Source organism: Curtobacterium sp. MCLR17_034 (genome assembly GCF_003234485.1).
Taxonomy (GTDB): Bacteria; Actinomycetota; Actinomycetes; order Actinomycetales; family Microbacteriaceae; genus Curtobacterium; species Curtobacterium flaccumfaciens.
Map to the genome: position 1 here is coordinate 179,165 of NZ_QKTH01000001.1, position 18,313 is coordinate 197,477.

At 71.7% G+C, this 18,313-nt stretch carries 22 protein-coding genes; 7 read left to right on the plus strand and 15 right to left on the minus strand.

Annotated elements, in window-relative coordinates; genetic code table 11:
• Positions 1–7 precede the first annotated feature (7 nt).
• Positions 8–601, plus strand: coding sequence for a TetR/AcrR family transcriptional regulator (locus tag DEI98_RS00860; RefSeq protein WP_110863250.1), 594 nt, complete (start codon positions 8–10; stop codon positions 599–601).
• A 4-nt stretch (positions 602–605) separates the two neighbouring features.
• Here DEI98_RS00860 and DEI98_RS00865 read toward each other — a convergent pair whose 3' ends face one another.
• From DEI98_RS00865 to DEI98_RS00880, 4 genes are read right to left on the minus strand one after another with little or no spacing between them, the layout of a single operon-like run.
• Positions 606–866, minus strand: coding sequence for a type II toxin-antitoxin system RelE/ParE family toxin (locus tag DEI98_RS00865; protein ID WP_071250103.1), 261 nt, complete (start codon positions 864–866; stop codon positions 606–608).
• The gene (locus DEI98_RS00870; protein WP_071250100.1) at positions 863–1,123 is read right to left on the minus strand and encodes a type II toxin-antitoxin system prevent-host-death family antitoxin; all 261 of its coding nucleotides are present in this window, start codon (positions 1,121–1,123) and stop codon (positions 863–865) included. Before DEI98_RS00870 ends, DEI98_RS00865 begins: the two co-directional genes overlap by 4 nt.
• A 28-nt stretch (positions 1,124–1,151) precedes the next feature.
• The gene (locus tag DEI98_RS00875) at positions 1,152–1,664 is read right to left on the minus strand and encodes a methylated-DNA--[protein]-cysteine S-methyltransferase (protein WP_071245560.1); all 513 of its coding nucleotides are present in this window, start codon (positions 1,662–1,664) and stop codon (positions 1,152–1,154) included.
• Positions 1,661–3,253, minus strand: a complete 1,593-nt coding sequence (locus tag DEI98_RS00880; RefSeq protein WP_111099601.1) for an AlkA N-terminal domain-containing protein — start codon at positions 3,251–3,253, stop codon at positions 1,661–1,663. The genes DEI98_RS00875 and DEI98_RS00880 overlap by 4 nt, the downstream gene beginning before the upstream one ends.
• 89 nt (positions 3,254–3,342) lie before the next feature.
• Between DEI98_RS00880 and DEI98_RS00885 the strand changes: the two genes are divergently transcribed.
• Positions 3,343–3,942, plus strand: a complete 600-nt coding sequence (locus DEI98_RS00885; protein ID WP_258370693.1) for a molybdenum cofactor biosysynthesis protein — start codon at positions 3,343–3,345, stop codon at positions 3,940–3,942.
• A gap of 39 nt (positions 3,943–3,981) precedes the next feature.
• On the opposite strand, the gene DEI98_RS00890 is transcribed toward DEI98_RS00885, so the two are convergent.
• The 5 genes from DEI98_RS00890 to folE form a co-directional block, all read right to left on the minus strand.
• Positions 3,982–4,524: a type 1 glutamine amidotransferase domain-containing protein gene (locus DEI98_RS00890; protein ID WP_027466778.1), complete on the minus strand. Its 543-nt coding sequence runs from the start codon at positions 4,522–4,524 to the stop codon at positions 3,982–3,984.
• A 446-nt stretch (positions 4,525–4,970) separates the two neighbouring features.
• Positions 4,971–5,624 (minus strand): HAD-IA family hydrolase, encoded by a 654-nt coding sequence (locus tag DEI98_RS00895; RefSeq protein ID WP_111028938.1) that lies wholly within the window; start codon positions 5,622–5,624, stop codon positions 4,971–4,973.
• Between the two features lie 78 nt (positions 5,625–5,702).
• Positions 5,703–6,452 carry a pyrimidine reductase family protein gene (locus DEI98_RS00900; RefSeq protein WP_258370694.1) on the minus strand — a complete coding sequence of 250 codons (750 nt, stop codon included), beginning with the start codon at positions 6,450–6,452 and terminating at the stop codon, positions 5,703–5,705.
• Positions 6,449–7,399 carry a dihydropteroate synthase gene (gene folP / locus DEI98_RS00905; RefSeq protein WP_258370695.1) on the minus strand — a complete coding sequence of 317 codons (951 nt, stop codon included), beginning with the start codon at positions 7,397–7,399 and terminating at the stop codon, positions 6,449–6,451. Before folP ends, DEI98_RS00900 begins: the two co-directional genes overlap by 4 nt.
• Positions 7,396–8,007: a GTP cyclohydrolase I gene (gene folE / locus DEI98_RS00910; RefSeq protein WP_110863256.1), complete on the minus strand. Its 612-nt coding sequence runs from the start codon at positions 8,005–8,007 to the stop codon at positions 7,396–7,398. Before folE ends, folP begins: the two co-directional genes overlap by 4 nt.
• Positions 8,008–8,164: 157 nt before the next feature.
• Here folE and DEI98_RS00915 point away from each other — a divergent pair, with 157 nt between their 5' ends.
• Entirely contained in the window at positions 8,165–9,640 is a 1,476-nt protein-coding gene (locus tag DEI98_RS00915) for an NCS2 family permease (RefSeq protein WP_027466783.1), read from the plus strand.
• 155 nt (positions 9,641–9,795) lie between these two features.
• On the opposite strand, the gene DEI98_RS00920 is transcribed toward DEI98_RS00915, so the two are convergent.
• Genes DEI98_RS00920 through DEI98_RS00930 form a run of 3 tightly spaced genes read right to left on the minus strand, consistent with a single transcriptional unit; the run spans position 9,796 to position 11,101 of the window.
• Positions 9,796–10,248: a hypothetical protein gene (locus tag DEI98_RS00920; RefSeq protein WP_110863258.1), complete on the minus strand. Its 453-nt coding sequence runs from the start codon at positions 10,246–10,248 to the stop codon at positions 9,796–9,798.
• A 39-nt stretch (positions 10,249–10,287) separates the two neighbouring features.
• Entirely contained in the window at positions 10,288–10,632 is a 345-nt protein-coding gene (locus tag DEI98_RS00925) for a hypothetical protein (protein ID WP_111099604.1), read from the minus strand.
• A gap of 4 nt (positions 10,633–10,636) precedes the next feature.
• Positions 10,637–11,101 carry a prevent-host-death protein gene (locus DEI98_RS00930; protein ID WP_111099605.1) on the minus strand — a complete coding sequence of 155 codons (465 nt, stop codon included), beginning with the start codon at positions 11,099–11,101 and terminating at the stop codon, positions 10,637–10,639.
• A gap of 103 nt (positions 11,102–11,204) precedes the next feature.
• Between DEI98_RS00930 and DEI98_RS00935 the strand changes: the two genes are divergently transcribed.
• The 3 genes from DEI98_RS00935 to DEI98_RS00945 are packed head-to-tail and all read left to right on the plus strand — an operon-like array spanning position 11,205 to position 12,393.
• A complete protein-coding gene (locus DEI98_RS00935) occupies positions 11,205–11,468 on the plus strand; it encodes a hypothetical protein (RefSeq protein WP_244993283.1) in 264 nt (87 codons plus the stop codon).
• A gap of 26 nt (positions 11,469–11,494) precedes the next feature.
• Positions 11,495–12,010: a DUF1697 domain-containing protein gene (locus tag DEI98_RS00940; RefSeq protein WP_111099790.1), complete on the plus strand. Its 516-nt coding sequence runs from the start codon at positions 11,495–11,497 to the stop codon at positions 12,008–12,010.
• On the plus strand, positions 12,007–12,393 hold the full coding sequence (locus tag DEI98_RS00945; protein ID WP_111099606.1) for a VOC family protein: 387 nt from the start codon (positions 12,007–12,009) through the stop codon (positions 12,391–12,393). The genes DEI98_RS00940 and DEI98_RS00945 overlap by 4 nt, the downstream gene beginning before the upstream one ends.
• A 24-nt stretch (positions 12,394–12,417) precedes the next feature.
• Here DEI98_RS00945 and DEI98_RS00950 read toward each other — a convergent pair whose 3' ends face one another.
• The 3 genes from DEI98_RS00950 to DEI98_RS00960 form a co-directional block, all read right to left on the minus strand.
• Positions 12,418–13,185: an SDR family NAD(P)-dependent oxidoreductase gene (locus DEI98_RS00950; protein ID WP_111099607.1), complete on the minus strand. Its 768-nt coding sequence runs from the start codon at positions 13,183–13,185 to the stop codon at positions 12,418–12,420.
• Between the two features lie 202 nt (positions 13,186–13,387).
• Positions 13,388–15,898, minus strand: a complete 2,511-nt coding sequence (locus DEI98_RS00955) for a glycoside hydrolase family 65 protein (protein WP_111099608.1) — start codon at positions 15,896–15,898, stop codon at positions 13,388–13,390.
• Between the two features lie 73 nt (positions 15,899–15,971).
• The gene (locus DEI98_RS00960; RefSeq protein ID WP_111099609.1) at positions 15,972–16,739 is read right to left on the minus strand and encodes an HAD family phosphatase; all 768 of its coding nucleotides are present in this window, start codon (positions 16,737–16,739) and stop codon (positions 15,972–15,974) included.
• A gap of 201 nt (positions 16,740–16,940) precedes the next feature.
• Here DEI98_RS00960 and DEI98_RS00965 point away from each other — a divergent pair, with 201 nt between their 5' ends.
• The gene (locus DEI98_RS00965; RefSeq protein ID WP_111099610.1) at positions 16,941–18,296 is read left to right on the plus strand and encodes an APC family permease; all 1,356 of its coding nucleotides are present in this window, start codon (positions 16,941–16,943) and stop codon (positions 18,294–18,296) included.
• Positions 18,297–18,313: the final 17 nt, after the last annotated feature.

Sequence of the window (18,313 nt, forward strand, 5' to 3'; positions counted from 1 at the left end):
TGACCCGGTGCCCCGCCGTGTCGACCTCGAGGAACGGGGATCCCTGGTGGCCGCGGCCTGCCTGCGGATCCTGGAGCGGGACGGCCTGAGCGCACTATCGGTGCGGAACGTCGCGGACGAGGCCGGCATCGCTCCGGCATCACTCCGCCGCGTGTTCCCCACGCAGGACGCCCTGCGCGAGCACTGCCTGACGATCATCGAGGAACGGGTCACCGCTCGGCTCGCCGCTCTGCGTTCGACGGGTCGTGCGCTCGCACTGGACGTCCTCGCCCAGGTGCTGCCGCTCGATGCCGAGCGCACGACCGAGATCCTGGCGCAGGTACAGCTCGGCGTGCTCGCGCGCACCGACGACCACCTGGCTGCGAGTGCCCGACGCCTGAACGACGGGGTCCGCCGGGTGTGCACCCGGGCGCTGGAGATCCTGCGCGAGGACGGCGGCTTCGGCGACGGTCGCGACCTGACCGACGAGGCCGACCGGCTGCACGCGCTGATCGACGGGCTGGCGGTCGAGCACACGTGGGATCCCGCGGCACGGGCGCCCGAGCGGGTCCTGGCGCTCGTCGAACTGCACGTGGACAGCCTGCGCGGCGCGATCGCCTGACGTCTCAGCGACCCCGGTAGACCTCGCGCCGGTGCCCGGCGCGCACGACGACGACCACGAGCCGCCCGTCGTCGATCAGGTAGATCACGCGGTAGTCACCGACCCGGACACGCCATTCCGGGCTGTTGACGAGTCGACGAGCCGCGGGTGGACGTGGCTCGTCAGCCAGGATCGCGAGAACCCCTTCGACGAGTCGTCGGGCATGTGGCGGCAGTTTGCGGATGGCACGCCCCGCACTCGGCTCGAACTCGATGTCGTAGGTCATCCCAGACCGAGTTCGCGCCTGAGGTCCTCCCACTTGACGTTCTCGCCGCCGATGCGCTCGTTCTCGAGTCGGGCCTCTTCCACCGCCTTCAGGTCGTCCAGGTCCTCCGCCGCCTCGAGCAACCGGTCGAGGACGGCCGCGTCGACCACGGCCGCGACGCGCTTGTTGCGCCGGGTCAGGTAGACGGGTTCGTGCCGGGCGTCATCGATGATCGACGCCAGGCGGCCACGGGCTTCGGAGATCGACACTTCGCTCACCTGTACATTCTAGAGCGTTTTGTACAAGTCAGACGAGTGCCGTGGTGCCGACCGACTCGCGTTCGAGCAGGGACCGCTTGACGTCAAGCCCCCACGCGAAGCCGCCGAGCGTGCCGTCCGAGCGCAACACCCGGTGGCACGGGACGAAGAGCGCCGGGGCGTTCCGGGCGCACACGCTCGCCGCCGCCCGCACGGCGTCGGGCCGGCCCATCGCCGCCGCGAACCCGGTGTAGGTCAGGGTGCCGCCGGCGGGGATCCGGCGGAGCTGGCGCCACCCCTCGGTGAAGAGCTCGGTGCCGAACTGCCGGACCGGTACCTGCATGGCGTGCTCGACCTCGCCCGAGTAGAAGGCGTCCACGGCCTCGGCCGAGGCGACCACGCCGTCGAGCACGCGGTCGGGGCGGTGGCGATCGGCCAGGCGGGCGAGGATCCGCTCGACGGAGTCGGTCCACCCGGAGGCGAGGACCCTGCCCTCGGCGTCCTCGAGCACGGTGAACGGCCCGTCGGGGGTGTCCAGGGTCTGGATGGTTGCGTCGGTCATCGGTCGTCCTTCCGGGGGTCCTCGGGGGCACGGGCTGCACGGGCGCCGGCGGTCGCGGTCATCGCGCGGTCGATGATCGGTCGCCAGCAGTGCATCGTGAGGTAGCTCCGCCATGGGGCCACCTGCTCCGACCATAGGGAGAGCTCACGCGCCGTTCCGGGCAGCCCGAGTTCCTGTGCACCGTTCCGCACGGCGAGGTCGCTGTGGAGGAAGATGTCGGGGTGGTGCCGGACCCGCAGCGCGACGTAGTCGGCGGTCCACGGCCCGATGCCCTTCACCGCGAGGAGTCCGTCGCGCAGGTCGCCGAGGGACTGCCCACCGTCCACCACCAGGGACCCGTCGGCGAGCGCGGCGGCCACCCGCAGGATCGTGTCGACGCGGGCGGCCGGGCCACGCAGGACCTCGTGCCCGCATTCGGCGATCACCGCCGCTGACGGGAACAGCAGCCCGCCGGCCCGGATGGCGTCCGGCACCGTCGCTCCGAGTGCGGCCACGAGCCGGGTCTGCGCGGTGCGCGCCGCGGCCACCGAGACCTGCTGCCCGATCAGGGTGCGGAACACGATCTCGTGCGCGTCCACCGCGCCGGGGAGTCGGAGACCGGGCACCCGTGCGACGGGTCCGGCGAGCTCGGGCACGGCTCCGAGGACCGCATCGACGGCGACCGGGTCGGCGTCAAGGTCGAACAGTGCGCGGACACGCGCCACGAGTGCCGGCAGGTCGGAGAGGTCGGTCACCCGCACGCGCAGGTCGATGCCGGTGCCCCGCCCGGCCGCGTCGGGGACGGCGGCCGCCGCGCTGAACCAGCCCGGGCCTCCAGGCAGGCCGACCAGCCGCCCGTACGACGTGACCCGGCCCGTGGGGTCGGTGTCCACCTGCTCCGTGCCCGGCAGGGCGTGCAGCGCGTGCCAGTCGAGCAGGCCCTGCGCGTCGAAGGGTGCCCGGGCCGGCAGGTGCACGTGCAGTGCCCCGTCGCCGCCGTCCGTGGCACCGTCGCCTCGCCCGGACCGCCGTGCGCGGAGCTCCGTCGGGGTGACGGCGAAGACCTCGCGCACGGTGTCGTTGAACTGTCGGACGCTGGCGAACCCCGCGGCGAACGCGACGTCGGCGACGGGCAGGTCGGACGAGGTGAGCAGGGTCCGCGCGGTCTGCGCCCGGTGCGCCCGGCTGAGCGCCTTCGGCCCGGCGCCCAGCTCGGCCGTCATGATGCGGTTGAGCTGCCGCTCCGAGTAGCCCACGCGCGCGGCGAGCCCGGGGACGCCGTCGCGCTCGACGACACCGTCGAGGACGAGTCGCATCGCCCGGCCGGCGACGTCCTCGCGCAGGTCCCACTCGGGGCTGCCGGGGGTCGCCTCGGGCAGGCAGCGCTTGCAGGCGCGGAAGCCGGCCAGGTGCGCTGCTGCACTCGTGCGGTAGAAGGTGACGCCCGAGACCCTCGGCGTGCGGGCCGGGCAGCTGGGCCGGCAGTAGATGCCGGTGGAGTGCACGGCGGTGACGAACTGGCCGTCGAAGCGCGCGTCGCGCGAGGCGACGGCGCGGTGTCGTTCGGCGTGCAGCGCGTCCGGCTGTACGTCGGTGTCCGGGGTGGTCATGGACTCAGCCTGACATGCGCCGCCGACCTCGACTGGCGGGAATCGGACGGAGCAGCGCACGGCCGGGAGGCCCGGCTAGCGTTGACCGGGTGACTTCCGCAGACGACGTGGCCGGTCTCGACGACCTGCCGTTCCGGACCGAGGTCGAGGTCGCGCTGCTGCTCGTCTCGCCGCGGCACCGGTACGAGGGACGCCCGGCCGACGGCGCGCTGCCGGTGGGCGCGGACGATCCGGACGAGTCACGCGGCCGGATCGAGCTCCGGTCCGGGCTGGGCATCGTCGGTGACCGGTACTTCGCGGCCCGGGCGCACGTGCACGCCTCGGTCACGGTGATCGGCCTGGAGGGGCTCGAAGCCGTCGGCACGGCGATCGGTGCCACCGTCGACCCCGCTGCGACCCGGCGGAACGTGTTCCTCCGCGGTGCCGACGTCGAGGCGCTGCGGGGCGAGCCGTTCTCGCTGGAGAGTGTGCTTCCCGGTGACGACGGCGGCGGCACCCTCGGTCGTGCCGTCCGGTTCCGTGGCTTCCGGGCGGCGAACCCCTGCGCCTGGATGGACCACGAGGTGGCCCCCGGGGCATTCCGTGCGATGCGCGGCCGGGGCGGCGTGCGGTGCGATCCGGAGTCCGACGGTGTGCTCACCCTCGGTCCGGCGGTGCTCCGCACGGCCCGCCCCGTGGCGCTCGGCTGATGCGGTCGCCGGGCGGCGAGACGCCCTGCGGCACAGCGCTCAGGCGGTGAGGGCGCTCTCGATCGCGTCGACGAACGCCGGCAGGTCGTCCGGGGTGCGGGAGGTGATGAAGCCGCCGTCGACCTGGACCTCCTGGTCGACCCACTCGGCACCGGCGTTGCGCAGGTCCGTCTGCAGCGACGGGAACGAGGTGACGGTCTTGCCGGACAGCACGCCCGCCTCGACGAGGGTCCACGGGCCGTGGCAGATCGCCGCGACCGGCTTGCTCGCCTCGGCGAAGGCCTGCACGAGCGTCGCCGCGCGGGACTCCTGGCGCAGCGTGTCGGCGTTGATCGTGCCGCCGGGGATCACGAGGGCGTCGAAGTCCTTCGCGTCGACACCGGCGATGGTGGTGTCCGGCTCGAGCGTCTGCCCCGGGTCCTTGTCGCCGACCAGGGTCTGGATCGTGCCGGTCTCCTTCGCCGCCACGGTCACCGAGGCACCGCGCTCACGCAGCTGCTCGGTGGGGACGACGATCTCGTCCTGCTCCACGCCGTAGTTCGTCGTGATGACGAGGACCTTCTTGCCGTCGAGGGTTGCCATGATCGCTCCTTCCGCGGCCCGGTCGTTCCGGCCGCACACCCGAGGGTCGTCGGGGTCGGCTGGGCAGGCCTCCAGGGGCGGCTCGGGGTCCGGTCGGCCGGTCGTACCCCCCCCCCGCTCACGTCCGCCGGGCGGTCGCGAAGCGTCGGCTGGCGGCGGCGCATCCGACGGTTCCTGACCACTCGGCGCAGGCCGGGCGGGGTGTCCTGACCGGCCGCCGAGGCGCCGTGGACGCGCCCGCAGTCGGCCTGGAGGCACGGTGCGAGCCCGCCACGGGCCTCCAGGCCGCCGTTCCGCCGGTCGCAACCCACCGCTCACGTCCGCCGGGCGGTCACGAAGCGTCGGCTGGCGGCGGCGCAGCCGACGGTTCCTGACCACTCGGCGCGGACAGGGCGGGGTGTCCTGACCGACGGCAGACCGCCAGCCGGGGAGGACGGGCGCCGCGCTCAGCCGCGGATGCGGAAGGCGTCGCCGTCACGCTCGACGGTCAGGCCGTCGTACCCGTGCACTCGGTGCAGGCCGGCCGTCACCGGGTGCTCGAGCGGACCGACGACGACCGTGGTTGCGCCGGAGGCGATGGCGGACTCCAGCCCGGCCGGGGCGTCCTCGAACGCCACGCAGTCGGTCGGGTCGACGCCGAGCAGGGCAGCTCCGCGCAGGTAGCCGTCGGGGTGGGGCTTGCCGTGCTCGACGTCCTCCGAGGGCACGAAGGCCTCGGGCACGGCGAACCCTGCGGCGGCCATCCGGCCCGCGGCGAGGTCACGCGGGGCACTCGTCACGAGGGCCACCGGGACGCCGAGTTCGACGAGCCGCTGCACGAAGGCGACGGCGCCGGGGATCTCGAGGATGCCCTCGGTGCTCGCGGTCTCCTCGGCGACGAGCTCGGCCGCAATCCGCTGCTGCTCGGCCAGGGGCAGATCGGGGAGGAAGCGCCGCAGGGTGTCGATCGCCTGCCGCCCGTGCGAGAACGCGAGGATCTCGTCGGGGTCGATGCCGTTCGCGTGGCCGAACCGGGTCCAGGTCGCCTCGACCACCGCGGTCGAGTCGACGAGGGTCCCGTCCATGTCGAAGAGGACCCCGGACGCCACGATGTCGATCACGCGCCCGACCCTAGCCCACGGGCCCGACCGTCCCGCGGTCCGCGGTCCCGCGGTCCCGCGGTCCGCGCGCGACCGGTGTCAGCGCGCCCGGACGTAGCGGGTGAGCAGCACGCCGCCGGCGCCGAGCAGCACGTGCGCCGGTCGCATCCGCCGGAGCTCGGGTGACGAGCCGCGGGCGATGCGCGGCCCCTCCCCGCCCTCGAGGGACGGGTCGATCGTCAGGGTCAGCTCGTCGACGGCGTCCGCGGCGATGAGTGCTCCGAGGAACGACGGCCCGCCCTCGCAGTGGATCGTCCCGAGGCCACGGTCGGCCAACACGCCTCGGATCCGCCCGACGTCCACCGAGTCCGGCTCGTCGTCCGCGCTGCAGGGCACGACGTCGGCGACCTCGGCGAGCGCCTGGGCCTTCGACGACGCAGCCGCCGTCTCCGACGTCAGGACGATCGGGCGCACCGGCGCCTCGGTGAACACCCGAGACCCCGGGTCGAGCGACAGCGAGCCGGTGACGATCGCGAACACGGGGTGGTCCGGCTTGCCGTGCGCCCGACGCCAGGCGACGTCGGCGTCGTGCAGGACCATCGGCCCGTAGCCCTCGTCACGGACGGTGCCGGCGGCGACGAGCACGACGTCGGCCACCCGCCGGAGCAGGTCGAAGACGCGCAGGTCGTCGTCGCCGCCGAGCGACCCGGACACCCCGGCAGCCGAGGCCGAACCGTCGAGCGTCGCGACGAAGTTCACGCGGAGCCAGGGGGCCCCGGCGTCGGCGGTGTAGAGGTCGAGCAGGTCGTCGTCGGACAGGTCTGCGATCGGCGGGGGCAGGACGTTCACGTGTTGTGCCTCGATTCCACGGGGGTGCGCCATCCGAGCGTGGCCTCGACCATGCGCATCGCGTCGACGCTCTCGGCGACGTCGTGCATCCGGACGATCCGGGCGCCGAGCATCGCGCTCACGGTCGCCACGGCGAGCGATCCGGAGAGCCGTTCCCCGCGGGGGCGTCCGAGCGACTCTCCGACGAAGTCCTTGTTCGACACCGCGGCGAGGACCGGGTAGCCGAGCGCGACGACCTCGGGCAGCCGACGGGTGAGCTCGAGCGTGTGCACGGTGTTCTTGTGCAGGTCGTGGCCCGGGTCGACGATGATCCGCGACTCGGGGATGCCCGCGGCGAGCGCCCGGTCGACGCGCTCGCGCAGGAACGCGACGACCTCGCCCGCGATGTCGCCGTACTGCGGCGGCGCGGGCAGCGGACGACGGGGTTCGGCGAGCGAGTGCGTGATGACGACGGTGGCGTCGGAGTCGGCGACCACGGCGGCCATCCGCGGGTCGGACAGGCCGGTGGTGTCGTTGACGACGGTCGCCCCGGCTGCGATCGCCGCTGCGGCGACCTCCGGGCGGAAGGTGTCGACGCTGATGACGACGTCGGACTGCTGGGCGAGCTGCTCGACGACGGGCACGACGCGGTCGATCTCGTCGGAGGCGGGCAGCTCCGGACCGGGGGCGAACTTCACGCCGCCGATGTCGACCCAGTCGGCGCCCTGTTCGGCTGCGCGGACCGAGGCGGCGACGGCCCGGTCGAGCTCGAAGGTGGCGCCGCGGTCGTGGAACGAGTCGGGGGTGCGGTTCACGATCGCCATCACGGCGATGCGGTGGTCGAAGTCGATGGTGCGGCGGCCGAACGTCCGGACCGGGTGGCGCAGGTCCGGCACGACCCAGCCGGGTCCGGCCACGCCGGGTCCGGCCACGCCGGGTCCGGCCGCGCCGTCCAGGAGGCCCGTCATGCGTCCGCCCCGGCACGCTCGTCGTGCCCGGCCTCGGTCCCACGCCCCGCGCCGATGAGCGCGATCGCCTCGGCCCGTCCTGCGGTGTCGGCCAGCGAACCGGTCGCCGCCACCGTCACGGTCGTCGAACCGGTCTGGCGCTCCCCACGCGTCGTGACGCACTGGTGCTGCGCGTCGAGGACCACCAGGACGCCCTCGGCGCCGAGCCCCTCGGCGATGGTCGCGGCGACCTGTTCGCCGAGCCGCTCCTGCAGCTGCGGACGGGAGGCCACCGCGTCGAGCACCCGCGCCAGCGTGCCGAGCCCGATGAGGCGGTCGCCCGGCGCGTACGCCAGGTGCGCGACCCCGAGGAACGGCAGCAGGTGGTGTTCGCAGACGGAACGGAACTTCACGTCCCGCACGATGACGAGCCGACCGCGTTCGCCGTCCTCGGCGTGCACGGTGCCGTCCCGGGCGATGGCGACCGCATCGGTGCCGATCCCGGAGAAGAACTCGGCGTACGAGTCGGCGACCCGGGCGGGGGTGCGGGTGAGTTCCGGGCGGTCGGGATCCTCGCCGATGGCGAGCAGCAGCTCGCGGACGGCGGCCTCGACACGGGCGCGGTCCATGGGTGACGTCACCCGCTCATCCAACACCAGCCATGGCCGGAGAACGCGGGCAGACGCCCAGCGCGAGGTGCGCGATCCGCGTGGAACGGGCCTCCCGGCTGTCGCAACCTGTGAGACCGGTGTGACACGCCCGAAACCCAGCGTCCTTTAAACTCTCGTGGTGAGCGCCCCGCAGACCGACACCACGCCCCGGAACCGCTTCGCGACCGGCCTCGATCGATTCTTCTCCATCACCCAACGCGGATCGTCGATCCCCCGCGAGGTCCGCGGTGGCCTCGTCTCGTTCGTGACGATGGCGTACATCGTCATCCTGAACCCCCTCATCCTCGGCGGGTTCAGCGCCGACCAGGCCGCCAAGGACGTCAGCGGCGGATGGCTCGAGAACGCTCAGGTGGCCGCGGCGACCGGTCTCGTCGCCGGCGTCATGACCATCGCGATGGGCATCATCGCGAACCTGCCGTTCGGCATCGCCGCGGGGCTCGGGATCAACTCGTTCCTCGCCGTCAGCGTCGTGCACCAGGTCACCTGGGCCGAGGCGATGGGCCTGGTCGTCATCAACGGTGTGATCATCGTGATCCTCGCGCTGACCGGCATCCGGACGATGATCTTCACCGCCGTCCCCGCACAGCTCAAGGCCGCGATCACGGTCGGCATCGGCCTGTTCATCGCGTTCATCGGGCTCGTCGACTCCGGCTTCGTGCGGTCCTCCGGGCTCGCGTCGCCGCCGCTGCAGCTCGGCGAGGACGGCTCCGTCGGCGCCCTGCCGACCATCGTGTTCCTGATCGGCCTGATCATCATCGGCACGCTCATGGCCCGCCGGGTCAAGGGTGCGCTGCTCATCGGCATCGTCGCGACCACGATCATCGCGATCATCCTGCAGGCGATCTTCCAGGTGCCGACCTCGGTCGACTCGAAGACCGGCTGGAACCTCAACGCCCCCGGCCTGCCGAGCGCACTGTTCGCCGTGCCGGACCTGTCGCTCGTCGGCCACGCCGACGTCTTCGGTGCCTTCACCCGCATCGGCCCGCTCGCCGCGTCGATGCTCGTCTTCACCCTCGTCTTCACGAACTTCTTCGACGCCATGGGCACCATGACCGGTCTGGCCAAGGCCGCCGGTGTCGCGAAGCCGGACGGCACGTTCCCCCGCCTGAAGTCGGCGCTCGTCGTCGAGGGCGTCGGCGCGATCGCCGGTGGCGGCGCGTCGGTGTCGTCGAACACCGTCTTCATCGACTCGGCCTCCGGCATCGGCGAGGGCGCCCGCACCGGCATGGCCTCGGTCGTCACCGGCCTGCTGTTCCTGGCGTCGATGTTCCTCACGCCGCTCACCCAGGTCGTCCCGCTCGAGGTCGCCGCCGCCGGGCTCGTCGTCGTCGGTGCGCTCATGGTCGCGCAGGTCGCGGACATCTCGTGGTCGGACTTCGGCTCGGCCCTGCCGGCGTTCCTGACGATCGTCGTCATGCCGCTGACGTACTCGATCGCGAACGGCATCGGCGCCGGCTTCATCAGCTGGGTGCTCATCAAGCTGCTGTCCGGCCGCGGCCGTGAGGTCTCGTGGCTGCTCTACGTCGTCGCCGCGGGCTTCCTGCTGTACTTCGCGCGGGGGCCGCTGGAGGCACTGCTCGGCGTCGGCTGAGGCTTTGCGGCTGGGCCTTGCTGATCCGGGTCTGGCTGGACCTGGCGCAAGACGCCGTCGTGTCATCGAGACGCCGCCGAATCCGGCGGCGTCTCGACGTTTCCGGGGCGTCTTCCGCAGGACGCCGGCGTCTCCCGCAGGCTGGAGGCCCGTGGTCAGTCCGGCAGGTCGCTCGGCGTGGCCTCGTGGTGGCGCTGGTCCTGGGTGCGACGGTCTTCCTTCATGCCCGCCTCGAACAGGTGGCGACGGCCCTGCACGAGCTCGTCCCGCGCCGTGCGCTCGAGCTCCTTGGCGAGGGCGTAGTAGCCGTCGTCGTAGTCCTCGACGATCTGGAACGTCCAGCGGCCCGCGATGACGTTGCGGCCCACGAGTTCGGTGTCGATGCGCTCGGCGAGTTCGGTGTGCCCGGCCTTCCGCAGCTGCTCGACCGCCTCACCGAGGTTCAGGTCAGCGGTGCCGGTCAGGCGGTGGAACCCGTAGAGCAGGCCGCGGGCGTGCTCGATGACCTCGACCGCGGCGGACAGGCTGCCGAGTGCCTCGACCGTGGCCTCGGACACCCCCTCGGGAACCTGGTGCTGCGCGTCGGGGCCCTGTTCGTCGTTCGTCATGGGTCCCGTCTACACGACGACTGCCGAGTCCGAGCGCAGTCACTTCGTCTGGTTGGGGTGGTGGGTGTGCACATCGGTGATGCACACCACCCGGTCATCCACGTCGACCGTGAACCAGATCCGGGCGCCGCGCTTCAGCTCGAACTGACGACGCGTCCACTCCCGGCCAGAGTGTCGAACCACACCGAGTTCCCCGCGCAGGGCGTGGCAGGACAGGTCCTCGGTCAACGGATCCGTGGTCAGCCGATCCCACGCGGCAGCGACTGCGTTCCGCTGCACCGCCACCACGTCGCGCCACCCCTGTTCCGCGCCACGTGTCCCGAAGACGATCGCGTACTCCGCCGAACGGATCGGCCGGGGGACCCCGCCGCGCCGGCCCGCCACCGCGTCAGGGCTTCTCGACGCGGATCGGCTCGGCGAGGATCTCCGGCTCTCCGGTGCCCCAGCCCGCGGCGATCGCCTCGGCACTGTTGCGCCACGCCTGCATCTCGAGCAGGAGTCTGCGCGGCTGCCGGAGCGAGAACGAGCCACGGGCGACGTCGACGATCTCCCGGGCGAAGCGCTGCTGGTCTGCGGCGCTGAGGAGCTTGATCCACGGGTACGGGATCGCCAGCCGATCGTGGAGTGGCAGTTGCTCGTTGAGCGTCACCGCGGCGATGAGCTGCGCCGCGATGTCGAGCACTGCGTCGTCGTCGTCGGATCGTTCCTTCGTGGTGAGGACGAGGGGCTTCCCGTCGCGACGGGTGACCTCGAGCGGGGCTTCCTCGGCGGCAGCGAACACCTGCTTGGCGTGGCGGGAGAGGTCAGAGGACTGCACCGACCGTCGGGATCGGGGCGGAGCGACGAGCGTCATGGATCGAGCCTATTCAGAACGTGTTCTGAATGCAACGGTCAGTTGCGACGTCGGAGGTCGACACCTACCATTCGAACACACGTTCGAACGAGGAGACCCGATGATGATCACCGACACGGCCGCCACGGTGTGGTGGGCCGAGGGCACGCCGACGCGGCTCGTCTGGGCCGGACGGCGCTGGCGGGTGAGCGACACCCCCACCCGGCTGACCGTGACGCGCGCCGAGCTGCCCACCGCGATCACCCATGCGCCCGAGCGCACCGTGGGCTGGCGGTTCCAGGCCACCAGCGACGACGACGGCGAGGCCCTGGTGGTCGACATCGTTCCGCAGGGTGCCGGCTGGGGCGTGGCCCGGACGTGGACGTGAGCGGCCCGGACCGCTACCGTCCGGACATGGACAGGTGGGTGGCGCTGCTGCGCGGGGTGAACGTGAACGGCATCACGATCCGGAGCGCTGAACTCGCGGAGCTCTTCCGAGAGCTCGGGTTCGACGACGTCCGCACCGTGCTCGCCTCGGGCAACGTCGTGTTCTCCGCCGACGTGCCCGCCGAGCAGCTGAAGACGTCGATCGAGCAGGGGCTGCGCGACCGGTTCGGCTACGACGCCTGGATCGTGCTCGTCCGGCACGACGCCCTCGCGGCCGTGGTCGACGGGTTCCCCTTCGCGCGTGCCGACGAACGGCACGACTACGTCGTGTTCGGGTCCGACGACGGTGCGCTCGACGCGTTGGTCACGGACCTCGAACTCGACGACGCGGTCGAGCAGGTCACCCGCGGGGAGGGCGTCGTCTACTGGTCGTGTCCGAAGGGGTCGAGCACCGACACCGTGTTCGCCAAGCGGGCCGGCGCCGCACGCTTCAAGCGCACGACGACGACCCGCAACACGAACACCCTGCGGAAGCTCCTGTGACGCTCGGCACGCTGCACCACGTCGAGCTCCGCACCGCCGACCTCGACACCGCCGTCGGGTCCTGGGGCTGGCTGCTCGGCGAACTCGGCTACGAGCCGTTCCAGCGCTGGGACCACGGCCGGAGCTGGCGGCTCGGCCCGTTGTACGTCGTGCTCGAATCGGCGCCGCTGGACGGCGATCACGACCGCCGCCGACCGGGGCTCAGCCACCTGGCGTTCCACGCCGGTACTGCCGAGACGGTGGAGCAACTCTGGGCCGAGGCTCCCGGTCACGGCTGGGCACGCCTGTACGAGGACCGACACCCGTTCGCCGGTGGCCCGGAGCACCACGCGGCCTTCCTCGAGGACGCCGAGCGGTTCAAGGTCGAGCTCGTCGCCAGCTGACGGTGCCGCCCGGGCCGGGGTGGCTCAGGCCTGCGGCGGCTGCCCGTTGCTCGCCATCGTGCCGCCGTCCACCGGCAGGACCGCGCCCGTGATGAACGAGGCCGCGTCGCTGGCCAGGAACAGGATCGCCTCGGCGACCTCGGCAGAGCGACCCCCGCGGCCGAGGGCGATGCGCTCGGTGAACTTCGACTGCAGGGCCTCGTCCTCCGCCTGCTCCTGGGTCAGGTCGGTCCAGATGAGTCCCGGAGCGACGGCGTTCACGCGCACGCCGAACTGCCCGTTGTCGAGGGCAGCGGCCTTGGTGAAGTTCGTCACGCCACCCTTCGCCGCGTTGTAGGGGCTCATCCGCCAGTCGGCGTCCTCACCGGAGACCGACGACGTGTTGACGATCGACCCCTTCGTCTCGCGCAGGAACGGCAGGGCCGCCCGGGTGCCGTAGAACACACCGGACAGGTCGGTCTCGATGACCCGGCGCCACTCGGCCGTGCTGATGTCGGTGATGTCGCCCGAGCTGAAGGTCCCGGCGTTGTTCACCAGGACGTCGAGCCGGTCGAAGCGGTCGATCGCCGCCGAGACGACGGTCTCCCAGTCCTCCGGGCTCGCCACGTCGGCGTGCAGGGCGACGACCCGGTGCGTCGGTAGGGAGTCACCCACCGCGCGGACCTTCTCCTCGACGCTGTCGGTCAGCACGACCGACGCACCCTCGTCGATGAACGCCCGCACCGTCGCCTCACCGATGCCGGACCCTGCGCCCGTGACGATCGCGACCTTGCCCTCGAACCGGTTGCCCATGATGTCTCCTCTCGTTGCACGAACCGTGCCCGGGGAGACGCCATCGACCCGAGGGGCACGGCAGACCACGGTGCCCCGGGCCGACTGGACGCGTTCGGAGGCGCCGGCAACGTCCCGGGAACACAGGTCGCCCCGGCTCCGCGAGGCGGAACCGGGGCGACGTGCGACTGCGGCGCAGGGCAGTGCAGCGCAGGAACTGGCGTCAGCCGGTCGAGTCGTCGAGGTCGAAGTCGCGCTCCAGGGAGATCGTCGGGATCGACGCGGTGATGACCGAGCCGTCCGCACGCAGCGTGCCCTGGATGTCGCTCGTGGTCGGGGCGTGCCCGGACATGCGCGGCCCGTGGTGCGGCAGCGGCACCACGGTGGGCTCCCCCGCCTCGATGTCCCACTGCTGGTTGTGCACCCACACCGTGAAGCCCGAACCGGTCTCGACCGTGAGCGTCATGGCTTCCTGCTCGAGGTCGACCCGGACCCGCGATCCGCGCACCGTCAGACGGTAGGACAGACGGTCCCAGTGCTTCGGCAGCCGCGGGTTGAAGCTCATCCGCCCGCCGTGGTCGCGCATGCCACCGAAGCCGTTGACGAGGGCGCCCCAGATGCCACCGGTCGACGCGATGTGCACGCCGTCCGAGGTGTTGCCGTGCAGGTCCGCCAGGTCGACGTAGAGCGCGGTCTGGAAGTACTGGTCGGCGAGGTCGTGGTACCCGACCTCAGCCGCCATGATCGACTGCACGACCGCGGACAGCGTCGAGTCACCGGTGGTGAGTGCGTCGTAGTAGTCGAAGTCGCGACGCTTCTCGGCCGCCGTGAACTCGTGCCCCTGCAGGAACAGTGCGAGCACGACGTCGGCCTGCTTCAGCACCTGGAACCGGTAGATCACCAGCGGGTGGTAGTGGAGGAGCAGCGGACGCTTGGACTCGGGGGTGTTCTCGAGGTCCCAGAGTTCCTTGTCGAGGAACTGGGCGTCCTGCGGGTGGATGCCGCGGTGCGGGTCGAAGGGGATCTCCATCGACTCCGCGGCGTGCTCCCACTCGACGAGCTCGTCCGGCTGCAGACCGGTCCGGCGCACCATGCGGTCGTACTCTTCGGCGTCGTCGGCGGCGAGCTCGCGGCAGGCGTTGACGGCGAACCACAGGTTCGCCCGCGCCATGACGTTCGTGTACAGGTTGTCGTCGACGACGGTCGTGTACTCGTCCGGCCCGGTGACGCCGTCGATGTGGAACTTCTTGTCACCGTTGGACCGCCAGAACCCGAGGTCGGCCCAGAGCCGGGCGGTCTCCACGAGCACGTCGATGGCGCCGCGCTTCAGGAACTCGCGGTCGCCCGAGGCCCGCACGTACTGCATGAGCGCATGCGAGATGTCGGCGTCGATGTGGTACTGCGCGGTGCCGGCGGCGTAGTACGCGCTGGACTCTTCACCGTTGATCGTCCGCCACGGGAACAGGGCGCCGCGCTGGTTCAGCTCGCGGGCCCGAGCCCGGGCCGCGTCGAGCATGTTGTAGCGGAAGCGCAGGGCGTTCCGGGCGACGATCGGCGCCGTGTACGACAGGAACGGCAGGACGTAGATCTCCATGTCCCAGAAGTAGTGGCCGCCGTAGCCGGACCCGGTGACGCCCTTCGCGGCGATGCCGTGGCCGTCGGTGCGGGCGGTGGCCTGCGCGAGCTGGAAGAGGTTCCAGCGGACGGCCTGCTGGATCGCGGGCTGACCGGCGATCTCGACGTCGCTGCGGGCCCAGTAGTCGTCGAGCCACTCGCGCTGCTTCGCGAAGGTCTCGTCGACGTTCTCGGCGTGCGCGCGGTCGAGCGTGCGGTCGCACCGGTCGGCGAGCTCGCGCACGGGCACCCCGCGGGAGGTGTGGTAGACCACGTGCTTCACGAGCCGGATGGGCTGACCGGCGCGGGCCTGCACCCGGTAGACGTGCTTCGCCAGGTCGTCCTCGATCGAGGAGGACTCGTCCCAGCTGTTCTCGGTCTCGATGTGGTGCTCGACGCCGACGCAGATCGTCATGCCGGAGCTGGACGCCTGGTACCCGAGGACCGAACGGCCGCCGGTGCTGCGCTTGAGCTTCGGCACGAGCACCCGCTCGGTGAACGACTCGGCCTTGCGGGGGTCGAAGGCGTTCGCCGCGGCACGCATGCCGGCGTGGTACTCGTCCTGCACGTCCTGGCGGTTGAGGATCTGGCTGGACAGCAGGATCGAGGCGTCCGCGTCGAGCACCGTGACCTCGTAGTCGATGACGGCGAGGTGCCGGTCGGTGAACGACACGAGTCGACGTGCCCGGATGAGCACCCGCTTGCCGGACGGCGTCGACCACTCGGTCTCGCGGAACAGGTACCCGCCGCGGAACTCCAGCCGGCGGGTGTGCCGGAGGATGTCGGCCTCGGCCAGCACGAGCGGCTCGTCGTCGACGTAGAGGCGGATGACCTTGGCGTCCGGCGCGTTGATGATCGTCTGCCCGGTCTTCGCGAAGCCGAAGGCGTCTTCCGCGTGCCGGATCGGCCAGGTCTCGTGGAATCCGTTGATGTACGTGCCGTACTGCACGCCGCCACGGCCTTCGTCGAGGTTCCCGCGCAGGCCGAGGTACCCGTTGCCGACGGCGAAGTTCGTCTCGGCGACGCCCTGCTCGTCGGGGGTGTACTCGGTCTCGACGAGGGCCCACTCGTCGATCGGGTAGCGGACGCGGTCGAGGGGGTCCGAGGTGATGGGGTTCATGCTGCTCCGTGGGAAGGGAGGGGAATGGGTGCGTCGGTGCGGCCGGCAGGCAGGGAGTGTCCGGCCGGGTGGCCTACGTCGTGCTGGTGGCCGGTGCGGGCAGCTCGTCGATGAGTTCGGCGAGGTCGGACACCACGACGTCGGCACCGTGCTCGCGCAGGGCGTCCGCCCCGGCGCCGCGGTCGACACCGACGACGAGACCGAACGAACCGTTGCGGCCGGCTTCGACCCCGCTGGTGGCGTCCTCGACCACGACGCACTCGGCGGCGGTGAGTCCGAACCGGGTCGCCGCGTCGAGGTAGGTGTCGGGAGCGGGCTTGCCGGTCAGGCCGTCCTGGCGCGCGACGAGCCCGTCGACGACGACCGGGAACCGGTCGAGGATTCCCGCTGTCCGGAGCACCGAGGTGGCGTTCGCCGAGCTCGAGACGACCGCGACGGACATGCCGGCGGCGATCGCGGCGGTCAGGAACCGGAGCGAACCCGGGTAGGGCTCGACGCCGTGCTCGTCGAGCTCGGCGGTGAACTCCGCGTTCTTCCGGTTGCCGAGCCCGCACACCGTGTCGGTGTCGGGCGCGTCGTCGGGGGTGCCCTGCGGCAGGTCGATGCCGCGCGACTCGAGCAACGAGCGCACGCCGTCGTAGCGGGGCTTGCCGTCGATGGAGGTGAAGTAGTCCTGCTCGGTGTACGGCGCGACCCCGTGTGCTTCGAGGTACGGCGTGAACAGACGGCTCCAGGCCCGCATGTGGACGTCGGCGGTCGGGGTGAGCACGCCGTCGAGGTCGAACAGGAGCGCTCGCTGATCACTCAGTCGAGCGGGCGTGCGCTGGTCCTGCGTCGTCATCTGCGGTCCTCCGGGGACTGGTGGTGGACGTGTGGCTCCCGACGAGTCTAGGACCGCTCCAGTCCGGACGTTCCGACGCGCCGCACCCTGTGGAGCGAGTTCACCGGCCGCTCCGCCGTGCAGGGAGGACCCCCGCCACGGCGCACCTGTGAGGCCTCTGAGACACACCCCGGCACGCTGACCCGGACGAAAGGCACCACCATGACCAGCGACACCACGGCCGCACCCCACGACGGCGCGCAGTCGAAGCTCCGCCAGGCGATCACCGGCCCGCTGCTGTTCCTCTTCATCCTCGGCGACGTGCTCGGCGCCGGCATCTACGCCCTGATGGGGACGCTGGCGAAGGACGTCGGCGGTGCGCTCTGGGCACCGCTGGTGCTCGCGCTCCTGCTGGCACTGCTCACGGCGGGCTCCTACGCCGAACTCGTGACGAAGTACCCGAAGGCCGGCGGTGCCGCGGTCTTCGCCGAACGCGCCTACAAGGCGCCCATCGTCTCGTTCCTGGTCGGGTTCAGCATGCTCGCCGCCGGCGTCACGAGCGCCGCCGGCCTGTCGCTCGCCTTCGCCGGCGACTACCTCGGCACGTTCGTCGACCTGCCGCCCGTGCCCACCGCGATCGTCTTCCTCGCCCTGATCGCCTGCCTGAACGCCCGCGGCATCTCCGACTCGCTCAAGAGCAACGTCGTGATGACGATCATCGAGGTCTCCGGCCTCGTCATCGTGATCGTCGTCGTGGCCGTGATGCTCGGCGGTGGCGGCGGTGACGTCTCCCGGATCGGCGCGTTCCCGTCCGAGGCGAACCCGGCCCTGGCGACCCTGAGCGCCGCGATCGTCGCCTACTACTCGTTCGTCGGCTTCGAGACGTCCGCCAACATCGCGGAGGAGGTCCGCGAACCCAGCCGTGTCTACCCCAAGGCCCTGTTCGGTGCCCTCGCGACCGCCGGCGTCGTCTACGTCCTCGTCGCCCTCGCGAGCGCGATCGCCCTGCCCGCTTCGGAGCTGTCCGAGTCCAGCGGCCCGCTGCTCGCGGTCGTCTCCGCCACCGGCGTCCCGATCCCCGACTGGGTCTTCAGCCTCATCGCCCTGGTCGCCGTCGCGAACGGCGCGCTCCTCACGATGATCATGTCGAGCCGCGTGACCTACGGGATGGCCGAGCAGCGGCTCCTGCCCGCTCTGCTCGCGAAGGTCCTGCCGAACCGGAAGACCCCGTGGACCGCGATCATCGCCACCACGGTCGTCGCGATGCTCCTCACCCTGGTCGGCGACGTGGGCGTGCTGGCGGAGACCGTCGTGCTCCTGCTCCTCTTCGTGTTCATCAGCACGAACGTCGCCGTCCTGGTGCTCCGCCGCGACCACGTCGAGCACGACCACTTCAAGGTCTGGACCTTCGTCCCGGTGCTCGGGGTGCTGTCGTGCATCCTGCTGCTGACGCAGCAGAGCGGGCAGGTCTGGCTCTACGCCGCGATCCTGCTCGCCGTCGGCGTGGTCCTGTACTTCGTCGCCCGGTTCACCGGGCGCCGTTCCGGACGCGACCACGAGGCGGGCCGGATCCACTGACGCTGCGCACCACGGGC

Excerpts from the sequence above, each read along its gene's own strand:
- DEI98_RS00950 (WP_111099607.1), bottom strand. The coding sequence starts at position 13,185 with ATGGGCAACCGGTTCGAGGGCAAGGTCGCGATCGTCACGGGCGCAGGG.
- DEI98_RS00940 (WP_111099790.1), top strand. The coding sequence starts at position 11,495 with ATGGACAGGTGGGTGGCGCTGCTGCGCGGGGTGAACGTGAACGGCATC.
- folE (WP_110863256.1), bottom strand. The coding sequence starts at position 8,007 with ATGGACCGCGCCCGTGTCGAGGCCGCCGTCCGCGAGCTGCTGCTCGCC.
- DEI98_RS00880 (WP_111099601.1), bottom strand. The coding sequence starts at position 3,253 with ATGACCACCCCGGACACCGACGTACAGCCGGACGCGCTGCACGCCGAA.
- DEI98_RS00935 (WP_244993283.1), top strand. The coding sequence starts at position 11,205 with ATGATCACCGACACGGCCGCCACGGTGTGGTGGGCCGAGGGCACGCCG.
- DEI98_RS00920 (WP_110863258.1), bottom strand. The coding sequence starts at position 10,248 with ATGACGAACGACGAACAGGGCCCCGACGCGCAGCACCAGGTTCCCGAG.
- DEI98_RS00965 (WP_111099610.1), top strand. The coding sequence starts at position 16,941 with ATGACCAGCGACACCACGGCCGCACCCCACGACGGCGCGCAGTCGAAG.
- DEI98_RS00875 (WP_071245560.1), bottom strand. The coding sequence starts at position 1,664 with ATGACCGACGCAACCATCCAGACCCTGGACACCCCCGACGGGCCGTTC.
- DEI98_RS00890 (WP_027466778.1), bottom strand. The coding sequence starts at position 4,524 with ATGGCAACCCTCGACGGCAAGAAGGTCCTCGTCATCACGACGAACTAC.
- DEI98_RS00955 (WP_111099608.1), bottom strand. The coding sequence starts at position 15,898 with ATGAACCCCATCACCTCGGACCCCCTCGACCGCGTCCGCTACCCGATC.
- folP (WP_258370695.1), bottom strand. The coding sequence starts at position 7,399 with ATGACGGGCCTCCTGGACGGCGCGGCCGGACCCGGCGTGGCCGGACCC.
- DEI98_RS00960 (WP_111099609.1), bottom strand. The coding sequence starts at position 16,739 with ATGACGACGCAGGACCAGCGCACGCCCGCTCGACTGAGTGATCAGCGA.
- DEI98_RS00865 (WP_071250103.1), bottom strand. The coding sequence starts at position 866 with ATGACCTACGACATCGAGTTCGAGCCGAGTGCGGGGCGTGCCATCCGC.
- DEI98_RS00930 (WP_111099605.1), bottom strand. The coding sequence starts at position 11,101 with ATGACGCTCGTCGCTCCGCCCCGATCCCGACGGTCGGTGCAGTCCTCT.